Annotated in this window: 10 protein-coding genes; 6 read left to right on the forward strand and 4 right to left on the reverse strand. The window is 60.5% G+C overall.

Annotation, left to right across the window (positions count from 1 at the left end; translation table 11 throughout):
* Positions 1-2: 2 nt before the first annotated feature.
* Positions 3-719, forward strand: a complete 717-nt coding sequence (locus FHT28_RS00130; protein WP_037200031.1) for a Bax inhibitor-1/YccA family protein — start codon at positions 3-5, stop codon at positions 717-719.
* Between the two features lie 324 nt (positions 720-1,043).
* On the opposite strand, the gene dgoD is transcribed toward FHT28_RS00130, so the two are convergent.
* Positions 1,044-2,192 (reverse strand): galactonate dehydratase, encoded by a 1,149-nt coding sequence (gene dgoD / locus FHT28_RS00135; RefSeq protein ID WP_037200032.1) that lies wholly within the window; start codon positions 2,190-2,192, stop codon positions 1,044-1,046.
* A 31-nt stretch (positions 2,193-2,223) separates the two neighbouring features.
* Positions 2,224-3,018, reverse strand: coding sequence for a FadR/GntR family transcriptional regulator (locus FHT28_RS00140; RefSeq protein ID WP_047555117.1), 795 nt, complete (start codon positions 3,016-3,018; stop codon positions 2,224-2,226).
* Between the two features lie 375 nt (positions 3,019-3,393).
* Between FHT28_RS00140 and FHT28_RS00145 the strand changes: the two genes are divergently transcribed.
* The 5 genes from FHT28_RS00145 (at position 3,394) to FHT28_RS00165 (ending at position 9,649) form a co-directional block, all read left to right on the forward strand.
* On the forward strand, positions 3,394-3,825 hold the full coding sequence (locus FHT28_RS00145) for an OsmC family protein (protein WP_034483104.1): 432 nt from the start codon (positions 3,394-3,396) through the stop codon (positions 3,823-3,825).
* A 115-nt stretch (positions 3,826-3,940) separates the two neighbouring features.
* On the forward strand, positions 3,941-4,420 hold the full coding sequence (locus FHT28_RS00150) for a hypothetical protein (protein WP_047555120.1): 480 nt from the start codon (positions 3,941-3,943) through the stop codon (positions 4,418-4,420).
* Between the two features lie 231 nt (positions 4,421-4,651).
* On the forward strand, positions 4,652-5,260 hold the full coding sequence (locus FHT28_RS00155) for a TetR family transcriptional regulator (RefSeq protein WP_047555414.1): 609 nt from the start codon (positions 4,652-4,654) through the stop codon (positions 5,258-5,260).
* 61 nt (positions 5,261-5,321) lie between these two features.
* Positions 5,322-6,476: an efflux RND transporter periplasmic adaptor subunit gene (locus FHT28_RS00160; protein WP_168595294.1), complete on the forward strand. Its 1,155-nt coding sequence runs from the start codon at positions 5,322-5,324 to the stop codon at positions 6,474-6,476.
* 20 nt (positions 6,477-6,496) lie between these two features.
* Positions 6,497-9,649 carry an efflux RND transporter permease subunit gene (locus FHT28_RS00165; RefSeq protein WP_168595295.1) on the forward strand — a complete coding sequence of 1,051 codons (3,153 nt, stop codon included), beginning with the start codon at positions 6,497-6,499 and terminating at the stop codon, positions 9,647-9,649.
* Between the two features lie 69 nt (positions 9,650-9,718).
* Here the strand turns inward: FHT28_RS00165 and FHT28_RS00170 are convergent, their stop codons facing one another.
* Positions 9,719-10,468: a metallophosphoesterase family protein gene (locus tag FHT28_RS00170; protein ID WP_234903759.1), complete on the reverse strand. Its 750-nt coding sequence runs from the start codon at positions 10,466-10,468 to the stop codon at positions 9,719-9,721.
* A gap of 380 nt (positions 10,469-10,848) precedes the next feature.
* The gene (locus tag FHT28_RS00175; protein WP_092573509.1) at positions 10,849-11,322 is read right to left on the reverse strand and encodes a VOC family protein; all 474 of its coding nucleotides are present in this window, start codon (positions 11,320-11,322) and stop codon (positions 10,849-10,851) included.
* Positions 11,323-11,505 lie beyond the last annotated feature (183 nt).

Genomic DNA, 11,505 nt, shown 5'->3' on the forward strand with positions numbered 1-11,505 from the left:
CCATGAACCCGACCAATCCGCGATACGGCTACGGAGCCGCCGCCGGCTCGCAGGCGCTCTTCGACGAGGGTTTGCGCCGGCATATGCTGCGCGTCTACAACTACATGGGTATCGGCCTCGTGCTGACGGGTATCGTCGCGATGGTCGTCGGTACGACGCCGGCCCTCTACGTGCCGATCTTTCAGACGCCGCTGAAGTGGGTCGTCATGCTGGCGCCGCTCGCTTTCGTGTTCTTCTTCTCCTTCCGCATCCAGACCATGTCGGCAAGCACGGCGCAGATGATGTTCTGGGCATTCTGTGCGGTCATGGGCCTGTCGCTGGCCTCGGTCTTCCTGGTCTTCACCGGCACGAGCATCGCGCGCACCTTCTTCATCGCCGCAACCATGTTCGGCGCCACCAGCCTCTACGGCTATACGACCAAGCGTGATCTTGCCAACATCGGCTCGTTCCTGATGATGGGTCTGTTCGGCGTGATCATCGCCAGCGTCGTCAATATCTTCCTGGGTTCGAGCGCGCTGCAGTTCGCCATCTCGGTGATCGGTATCGTCGTCTTCGTCGGCCTGACCGCTTGGGACACGCAGAACATCAAGGAACAGTATGCCGAGAACCATGATCAGGAATCGCAGCAGAAGCTCGCCGTCTTCGGTGCTCTGTCGCTCTACCTGAACTTCGTCAACATCTTTCAGCTGCTGCTGAATCTCACCGGTGAACGGGAATAGGTTTGAAATTGCCCGCTTGGGCATGGTCGGATCCGAAAGGCACTCCACCCTTTTGGTGATCATGCTCCGGTAATGCGTCTCCCTGGGGGCTTGTTGAGACGCATGACGCGCCTGCAGTATCTGCGCCGATACTGCAGGCGCAACTTTTTTGAGAGTGGCAAACCGAGTTCGCAGCCATTTTCGCCGCAGCGCGGCAAAGGGGAAAGGTGCCGGGCTAAGAGAGCACCGTCTAAAGAAAGGGCCTGATGACGCAAATCTGCTGCCATCAGGCCCTTAGTTATTGCGGATATGAGGTCCTTCGTCCGTCAGGAAAGGACTGTGATCCTACCACTCGGCGACGCTGCCGTCCTCGTGACGCCAGACCGGGTTGCGCCAGCGATGGCCTTCCTTGGCACGCTCGATGACATAGGCCTCGTCCACCTCGATGCCGAGACCCGGTCCCTGCGGGATCGAGACGAAGCCGTCGGCATAGTGGAACACTTCCTTGTTGGAGATATAGTCGAGGATGTCGTTGCCCTTGTTGTAGTGGATGCCGAGGCTCTGTTCCTGGATAAAGGCATTGTAGCTGACGGCATCGACCTGCAGGCAGGCGGCAAGGGCGATCGGACCGAGCGGGCAATGCGGCGCCAGCGCCACGTCATAGGCTTCCGCCATGGCAGCGATCTTGCGGCATTCGGTGATGCCGCCGGCATGAGAGAGGTCGGGCTGGAGAATGTCGACATAGCCGTCCGACAGCACTGATTTGAAGTCCCAGCGTGAAAAGAGCCGCTCGCCGAGCGCGATCGGCGTCGAGCAATGATTGGCGATTTCCTTCAGCGCTTCGCGGTTTTCAGAGAGAACGGGCTCCTCGATGAACAGCAGCTTGTAGGGCTCCAGCTCCTTGGCCAGTACCTTGGCCATCGGCCGATGGACGCGGCCGTGGAAGTCGACGCCGATGCCGATATAGGGACCGATCGCCTCGCGGATGGTGGCGATGGTCTCGACTGCCTTTTCCACCTTGTCGTAGGTGTCGACGATCTGCATCTCCTCGCAGCCGTTTAGCTTGATCGCCTTGAAGCCGCGGGCGACGACCTCCTTCGCATTGTTGGCGACGTCGGAGGGGCGGTCGCCGCCGATCCAGGAATAGACCTTGATCTTGTCGCGCACCTGGCCGCCGAGCAGCGAATGGATCGGCTGTCCGAGCGCCTTGCCCTTGATGTCCCAGAGCGCCTGGTCGATGCCGGCAATCGCCGACATGTGGACAGCGCCACCGCGATAGAAGCCGGCGCGGTACATGACGTTCCAGTGGTCCTCGATCAGGAAGGGATCCTTGCCGATCAGATAGTCTTCCAGTTCATGCACGGCTGCCTGCACGGTCAGCGCCCGGCCTTCCACGACAGGCTCGCCCCAGCCGACAATGCCCTCGTCGGTCTCGATCTTCAGGAACATCCAGCGCGGCGGTACAATATACGTGGTCAGTTTCGTGATCTTCATGGGTATGATTCCATTTCGGCTTTGGATGATATCAGCGGTCTGCAGCCGCGGATTTCGGGGTTTCTGGTTTCATTCTCCGGCCATCGTCCAGCCGTCGTTCGACGGCAAGATCGCGGGCGGCGAGATCGAGCATGCGATGGGCGCAATTCCGGGCGGCGGCGCCGTTGCGCAGTCGCAGCGCCTCCACCAATTCGCCATGGACCGTGATCGCCTCGTCGCGGCTGTGGGCGGCGACATTCGAGGCATGAAGCGCGTATTTGAGGCCGGCATGCATGGCGCTCGACAGGCGGCGGAACACCTGGTTGTGGCTGGCGCTCAGCAGCACCTTGTGAAAGGCTACATCGGCCTCGGTGAAGCTTTCCGGATCATTGGCGCTATCGCGCATCTGCCGCCACGCATGGTCGAGGTCGGCAATCTCCTGGGCGGTGGCTCGTTCCGCCGCATATTCGGCGGCGGCGGGCTCGATGGTGCGGCGCGCCTCCAAGATGGATCCGAGAATATCGAATTCGGCGATATGAGGCCCCATCCACTCCAGCACGTCCTGATCGAGGATGTTCCAATCATCCTTGTCGCAGACGGTGGTGCCGACGCGTGGTTTGCCGCGCACGAGGCCCTTCGATTCCAGCACTTTCAAGGATTCGCGGATGACCGTACGGCTCACACCGAACATCACGCACAAGTCGTTTTCGCGCGGCAGGGTCGAGCCCGAGGGATAGCGTTCGGAGCAAATGTCTTCGGCGATCGACGCTGTTACGTTCCTGCGGACGCGCGGACGGCGCTCGGGCTGGGCTGACGCGCCGTGCTCCTGTCCTTCAAGCGAATCCACCCTATCTCCTCCACACCTGTCGCATGTTGCCCCGTAAACCTCTCGCGACGAGGGACATGTGCGGGGCTTTCATGCGGCCGACATCCGGCCTGCGTTTCGTGCACCCTTCGCGTCAAAGCCAAGATACGCCAATCATCATACATTGGCAATAATATTGTATGATGATTTGGAAACCTTGCGCGATTGTCGGTGGGAACAATCCGCTGTGCCGCGCTTCGTCGAAGACGACGCCGCTCTTGTTACGGCGGCGTCGTCTTCGACGGATAGAAGGACTATGGTGTCCGGGCGGATGGCGTGAATGCCGTTTGCCGTCGGTCATTGCGGGGAGGCGGCGATTCCGCTCCCAAAGCTCATTTCAACGACAAGGAGGACGACATGCAGATCAATCGTACAGGTTCGGCTCAATGGGCCGGTGGTTTGAAGGATGGCAAAGGCCAGATCTCGACGCAGAGCGGCGCGCTCAATCACTACCCTTACGGTTTCGCCAGCCGTTTCGAAGGCGTGGCCGGCACCAATCCGGAAGAGTTGATCGGGGCTGCGCATGCCGGTTGCTTCACCATGGCCCTGTCGCTGATCCTCAACGAGGCCGGGTTTACTGCTGAGAGCATGGAAACGACGGCCAAGGTGACGCTTGAAAGCGTCGAAGGCGGTTTTGCCATTACCGCGATCCATCTGACGCTGACGGGCAAGATTCCAGGCGCCGATGAAGCCACTTTCACCGAGCTTGCCAATAAGGCCAAGGCCGGTTGCCCGGTTTCGAAGGCACTCGCCTCCGTTCCGATTTCGTTGGAAGTCCACGCCGCCTAAGCGGCCATTTCACGGCTTAGCGCCGCGCTGGTTCGCGCGGCGCGTTTCATGTATATTCCGCATTCGCGCATTGGGCTGTCATTTTCACGAAATGCAATACTCAACGGAGGGGCGAATGTCTGGAATTCTCTTAATTCACGTCGTCATAAGTTTGATTGCCATCGTCAGCGGCATTGTCGTTGCCTCTGGTTTTCTCACGGCCAATCGTCACGAGCGATCGACGCTGGTCTATATGGTCACGACCATTCTTACCAGTTTGACGGGTTTTCTGTTTCCGTTTCACACTGTCACGCCGGCAATCATCGTCGGCAGTCTCTGCGTTCTCATTTTCATACCGACTGCGCTGGCGCGCTACAGCTTTCATCTTGCAGGCATCTGGCGCCCCGTCTTCATCATCGGGGCCATGGTGCTTCTCTTTTTCAACTGTCTCGTGCTGATCGTCCAATCGTTCCAGAAGATACCTGTGCTCAATGCACTGGCGCCCAATGGCAACGAGCCGCCGATACTTGCGGCCCAGGCGGCGCTCTTGGTCGTGTGCGTGCTTGTCGGCTTTTTGAGCATCCGCCGCTTCCGCCCGGCGCTTTTGGGCGCCTGATCACGCGTCGATCGTTCCGCGACAAAATGTCGGACACTTCCGACTCCGTTCCGCCAGGCGCGTTGTCGATGATTTAACTCTTGTTTCAAGTTGTCCGGCGCAATCTCGGTTTATTCAATAGCATCTGAAAGCTGCCTGCAGTTGTGGGCGGCTTTCTTGACATCGGCGCTCTGATGATTTACGAGTGACGAAAATTGAAAATCGTCACTCGTAAATCATCAGGTTATGCTCATGCTCGATCTTCCCGATATCAGCGCCGATCCTGCGCGTCAGGAAAACATCGCGCGAATTCTCGTTGCCGCCGAAAAGCTGTTTCGCCACTATGGTTACAGCAAGACGACCGTTGCCGACATTGCTCGCGATCTCGGCATGTCGACGGCGAATATCTACCGGTTCTTCGCCTCCAAGGGCGAGATTCATCAGGCTCTCTGCGGGCGTATGCTCGAACAAAGTTACCTGATGGCCCTCAATATCCGCAATCAGCCGATCAGCGCATCCGATCGACTACGGGCCTACGCCATGGGCCAGTACAAGATGACGCTGGAGACCATGCTCGATGAGCAGAAGGTTCATGAGATGGTTGTCATCGCCATCGAGAGCGCATGGCATGTCATCGAGAAGCACATCGTTCGTATTCAGGATCTGGTTGCCGAGATCATCGCCGAAGGCATAGCCGCCGGCGAGTTCGTCGAGCAGGATCCGGTTATCGCGGCCAAGTGCTTCGCTTCGGCGACCGTCGATCTCTGTCATCCGCAGATGGTCGCACAATGCCTGGGTAAGACATACCAGGCCAAGCCCGAGGATCTTATCGAATTCGCCATCAGAGCCTTGAAGAAATAACACTCCGCGCACCGCATTGGCCGGCGCGCTCCCACTCTTTGTTCGACTTTAGGAGAGCGACATGGTTTCGCTGACAACCACCACCCTACGGACCGTTGCCGGCGCTGCTTTATTTGCCGCCTTGGGGCTCGCACTTTCGGGCTGCAATGAGAAGAAGGAAGAGACGGCTGAAGTGATCCGGCCGGTGAAAGTGGTCGAGATCGCCCAGGCGGATACGACGCGCAAGCTCGACTATTCCGGCTCTGTCAAGGCACGGACGGATATGAACCTCGGCTTCCGCGTCAACGGCAAGATCGTCGAGCGCAAGGTTGACATCGGCGAGAAGGTCAAGCCTGGCGACGTGCTCGCCCGCATCGACGCCACCGATTACGTTCTGGCGGTGCGCCGCTCGCAGGCGGATCTGGATTCGGCGGAAAAGCAGGTGCAGACGACCGAGCTTGCCCGCAACCGCGCCCAACTGCTCTTCGACAAGAGCGTCGGCTCGAAATCGCAGCTCGAACAGGCCGAGCTTTCCTATGATCAGGCCGTCTCGACGCGCGATTCCGCTGTGTCGGCGCTGGCCGAGGCGAAAAACCAGGTCGCCTACAGCGACCTGACGTCGGATATGAACGGCATCGTCACCACAATCAATGCCGATGTCGGTCAGGTAGTCAGCTCCGGCACACCTGTTATCACCGTCGCCGTCGACGGCGAGAAGGAAGTGCTGATCGCCGTGCCGGAAATGGATATCGCGCAGTTCAAGGTCGGCAAGGATGTCAAGGCGCGCTTCTGGTCCGATGATGCGCTGGTGCTTGACGCCAAGGTGCGCGAGGTGGCTGGCAGTGCCGATACGCAATCGCGCACGTTTGCGGTGCGCGTGAGCCTGCCGAACGATCCGCGCGTGCTCCTCGGCATGACGGCGACGATCGAGGCACAGGCCGACAATACTCAGCCCTATGTTTCCATTCCTCTGAGCGCCCTTGCGCAAAGGAATGGGCAGCAGATCGTCTGGCTCGTCGACCGTAGTGCCGGCATCGTGCATTCCCGAGCTGTCAAGGTTGCGGATTTCGCCGATGACGGCGTCCGCGTTGCCGATGGCCTCCGGGCCGGCGATGTCGTGGTCGCGGCCGGCACGCAGTTCATGACCGAGAATATGAAGGTCAAGCTTTCGGCCGCTTCAGCTCAGCAGGCCGCCGCCGATACCCATGCCGCTTCGGCGGCGGATATCGTGCGCTAAAGGGATCGAGGGGCGAAACCATGTCCATCAACAACACTTCCGGCGAGAAGAAGCCTTTCAACCTGTCGCGCTGGGCGATCGGCCATCCGAGCATTGCGCGGTTCCTGTTCGGTCTCATCATCATCGCCGGTGCGCTGGGCCTGACCCATATGGGTCAGAAGGAAGATCCGGATTTCACCTTCCGCGTCATGGTCGTGCAGACCGTCTGGCCCGGTGCCTCCCTGCAGGACATGGAAGACCAGGTGGTCAACAAGATCGAGCGCAAGCTGCAGGAAACGCCGCATCTCGATTGGGTCAAATCCTATACCCGCGCCGGCTTTGCCATCACCACCGTCCAGATCAAGGGTGACACCAACACCGCACAGGTGAAGGACGCCTTCTACCAGATCCGCAAGAAGGTCGGCGATATCAGCAACGAGCTGCCATCCGGCCTGCTGGGTCCCTATTTCAACGATGAATTCGGCGATACCTTCATTACGCTGCATTCGATCAGCGGCGATGGCTTCACCTATCCGGAACTGAAGAAATTCGCCATCCAGGCGCGCGACATGCTGCTTTCCACGCCCGGCGTCGAGAAGGCCACCATCATCGGCGACCAGGCGGAGCAGATCTATATCGATGTTTCCTCCAAGGTGCTGGCCGAGCGCGGACTGACGCTCAACGACCTGAAGAACGCCGCCGTCGGCCAGAACAACGTCGATCCGGCCGGCAACGTCGATACCAGCACGCGCTCCGTGCGCATCTCGGTCGAAGGCGATGTCAACAGGATCGAGGACATCAAGAATCTGCGCCTGACCGCTGGCGGCCAGGTGACCCGCCTCGGCGATATCGCCACCGTCACAGCCGGGCTGCAGGATCCCTACACCGCCAAATTCCTCTACAATGGCCACGCGAGCGTGCAGCTCGGTGTCGTCATGGCCAACGGCTACAAGGTGACCGATGTCGGTGCGTCCGTGGAGGAAACCTATAAGCGCTTCGAGGCTTCGCTGCCGGTCGGCGTTCAGGTCGACCAGATCGCCAACCAGCCTGAGGTCGTTACCGACGCCATCAGCGAGTTCATGCATGCGCTCGGCGAGGCGCTTGTCATCGTGCTGATCGTCTCGTTCGTGTCGATCGGCTGGCGTTCCGGCCTCGTGATCGCCATCGCCATTCCGCTGGTGCTGGCCGCGACCTTTGCCATCATGTACGAGCTCGGCATCGACCTGCAGCGCATCTCGCTCGGCGCGCTCATCATCGCGCTCGGCCTGTTGGTCGACGACGCCATGATCGTGGTCGAGCTCATGGAGCGCAAGCTCGAGGAGGGGCTGGTAAAGCTCGATGCGGCCAGCTTCGCCTATTCCTCGACTGCCTTCCCGATGCTGACCGGTACGCTGATCACCACGGCGGGCTTCATTCCGGTGGGCTTTGCGGCATCGACGGCGGGCGAATATGTCCGCACGCTCTTCTATGTCGTCGGCATCGCGCTTGTGGTGTCCTGGTTCGTCGCCGTCTATTTCACGCCATGGCTTGGCTACATGATCCTCAAGCAGCGCCATCATGCCGGCGAGCATCACGATGTCTTCGACACGCGCTTCTATCGTCGCCTGCGGTCCTCGGTCTCCTGGGCCGTGCGCCATCGCATCATCGTGCTGCTTGTGACGCTTGCCGCCTTCGTCGGCAGCCTCTGGTCCTTCCAGTTCATTCCGCAGAACTTCTTCCCGCAATCGTCGCGTCCGGAGATCCTTGTGGATTTGTGGCTGCCCGAGGGAACCAGCATCAAGGAAGTGGAACGGCAGGCGCAGGCGCTCGAATCGCGCATGGCCGATGATCCGGACAAGCGTTTCATCGCCACCTATGTCGGCCAGGGCGCGCCGCGCTTCTTCCTGCCGCTCGATCAGCAGCTCACCAACCCGAACTATGCCCAGATGCTTGTCATGGCCAAGGACGAACCGGCACGCGAGCGGCTGATCACCAAGCTGCGTTCCATCCTCGCGGCGGACTTCCCGTCCGTCCGCAGCAAGGTCGACCGCCTGTTCCTCGGTCCGCCCACAGGCTGGCCGGTGCAGCTGCGCGTCATGGGTCCGGATCGGCAGGAGGTTCGCCACATTGCCGACGAGGTGAAGCAGCGCTTCTCCCAGAATCCGCTGCTCGGCGCCATCCACGACGATTGGCTCGAGCCGGTGCCGGCCATGAAGCTGGTCATCGATCAGGACCGCGCCCGCGCGCTCGGCGTCACCTCGCAGCGCATCCGCCAGATACTGCAGGCCTCGATGTCCGGCTTCACGCTCGACAACTACCGCGAAGGCGAGGAAACTGTCGGGATCGTCGCCCGAGAGCCGGACGCCAGCCGTCATCTGCTGACATCGGTCAACTCCGTCTATATCCCGACGGATACCGGCGGGTTCGTGCCGCTATCGCAGGTCGCCAAGGTCGTGCCCGTGATGGAGCAGAGCATCGAATGGCGTCGCGACCGCCTGCCGACCATCACCGTGCGGGCGACATTGCCCGACAATGTGCAGTCGAACGACGTGACCGCCGCGCTCTATAACGGCATGGCGGATCTCAGAAACAGTCTGCCGGCCGGCTACAAGATCGAGATCCAGGGCGGTGCCGAAGACAGCGCCGAAAGCCAGGCCTCGATCGCTGCCAAGGCGCCGATCATGCTCGTCATCATCGTCGTGTTGCTGATGGTTCAGCTGCAGCACTTCGGCAAGGCGATGCTGGTGCTGGCCACCGGCCCGCTCGGCATCATCGGTGCGGCAGCGGCCCTACTGATCAGCGGCGCGCCCTTTGGCTTCGTGGCGATCCTCGGCGTCATCGCGCTGCTCGGCATCATCATCCGCAACTCGATCATCCTCGTCGACCAGATCGACCAGGATATCGCGGCGGGCATGGACCGGAAGGAGGCGATCATCGGCTCGGCCGTACGTCGTTTCCGGCCGATCATGCTGACGGCACTGACGGCGGTGCTCGCGCTGATCCCAATCTCGCGCGGCGTCTTCTGGGGTCCGCTCGCCTACGCCATGATGGGCGGCATCCTGGTTGCGACCGTGCTGACCATCTTCGTGCTGCCTGCAGGCTATGCCCTGTTCTTCGGCCGCGAGCCGAAGAGCAAGTCGGCGGAGCCAGCAGCCAAGCAGGAGGAGAGCAACGACGCCGTCGATCATCTGCCACCGGCCATTGCTGCGGAATAGCAGGCGCGGATAAAATCAAAGGGGCCTCGGTCTATGCCGGGGCCTTTTTTATTTCGGCGATATGATCGCTCAAAAGCTCGGCGTCAGGATCGTCTGCCTGTTGTCGGCGATCTTGAGGACGGTGAGGTCCCCGCCCATGGAAACGGCGGTGTCGATACCGATGCGGCCGATGCCGAAAACCGGGCGTGGACCCGGGGTATGCCCATGGACGACCAGCACCGGCAATCGCGGGCCTTCGAAGAGGAAAGGCTCGCGGATCCAGATCAGCTCTTCGTCGGTCTGTTCGGCAAGCGGTATGCCGGGCCGGATGCCAGCATGGACGAAGATGACGGAACCCACTGTCACGGCGACCGGCAGCGAGCGCAGCAACTCGATATGGGCTTGCGGAACGGCCTGCCGGACGATTTCGCCGAACTCTTCGATGCTCTTGCCTTCTTCCCGCAGCAGATGTTTCGCATCGACGTCATAGGAGGCGAGCGTCGGGCCGGCGCCAAAGGACAACCAATCACTGTTGTTGCCGGGATCATCCAGGAATTTCAGGAAGACGTCGTCGTGATTGCCGAGGAGAGCGTAGCGATCGAAGCCCGATGGCGGCGGTTCGCAAAGATGCTGCAGCACATCGCTCGATCGCGGGCCGCGATCGACATAGTCGCCGAGGAACATCAGGAGCTTCCGGCCGGGAATAGCATTCGCATCCTCGACGATGCGCTTCTCGGCTTCGAGCAACGCGTCATGGCATCCATGGATGTCGCTCAACGCATAGATGGCTGCATAGTCCTGTGCGGGAAGGCTGATGCGCGCACGCTGGGGCTGTTCCATGACCTTCGCCGTTCTCCCGCCGAAAAGTCGATAAAATAACCGCATGGTCGACATCCGCAAGCGCTGGCGTGACGGCATGATCTCTTTGAGGATATGTCAATAATTCCGCCTACTTAGGCGATGGCGCGACCGTATTCCAGCCGGTGGCCCTGCGCAAGCTGCGCCAGCGGATGATGCTTGCGCTGAGGTTGCTACGGTTAAGAGACGGAAGACGATCGGCGCGGCTACGTGTCAATCTGACCGGTGCGGCTGTTGGCGGCTGGTGTGGTGGAGCGTTTTGCGACGGGATGCGTGATGAACAAGGGTTTCTCCCGGTCGCCGCGTGCGCTGCGGTTCCTACAGATGGCGACCGGGAGCTTCAGGTTCGAGACTTTTTCACACTACCCATGATATGCCGCTTGCAGCCCGGTAACGTCGAGCTTGACCATCTGCATCAGCGCCTGCATGACGCGCGCGGCCTTGGCCGGATCAGGATCGGCCAGGAGCTTGCTAAGCACGGTCGGCACGATCTGCCAGGAGACGCCATAGCGATCCCTGAGCCAGCCGCATTGCTCGATTGCCCCGCCATCGGCGAGCCCCTCCCAGAGCCGGTCGACTTCTGCCTGATCGGTGCAATCCACCTCCAGCGAGATCGCATGGGTGAATTCGAAGCGGGTGCCGCCGTTCAACGCCATGAAGCGCTGGCCGGCAAGGGTGAAGCCGACGACCAGAACCTGATCGGCCTTGCCGGCCGGGGTGTCGACGAGGTTTTTCTGCACATGGTCGATCCGGGAATCCGGAAACAGCGAGACGTAGAATTTCGCAGCCTCCTCGGCTTCGTGTGCGAACCACAGGCATGGGGCAATTTTTGACATCGGGTGATCTCCTCTCCTGGATGGGTCTCGTTCTAGCCAGGCAGCCAGAGGACGTTTGAAAGGGAGGGATGCCGACAAGGAGAGTTTCAAAAAATGCTTTTCAAGGCGATGCGGGCAGGTGGGGTTGTTGTTGCCAATATCGACTGTGGAATTTGCGGAGGGCGCATTATCCCCCTTCTCCCC

The organism is Rhizobium sp. SG570, from assembly GCF_012275345.1.
In the GTDB taxonomy this organism is placed as follows: domain Bacteria; phylum Pseudomonadota; class Alphaproteobacteria; order Rhizobiales; family Rhizobiaceae; genus Rhizobium; species Rhizobium lusitanum.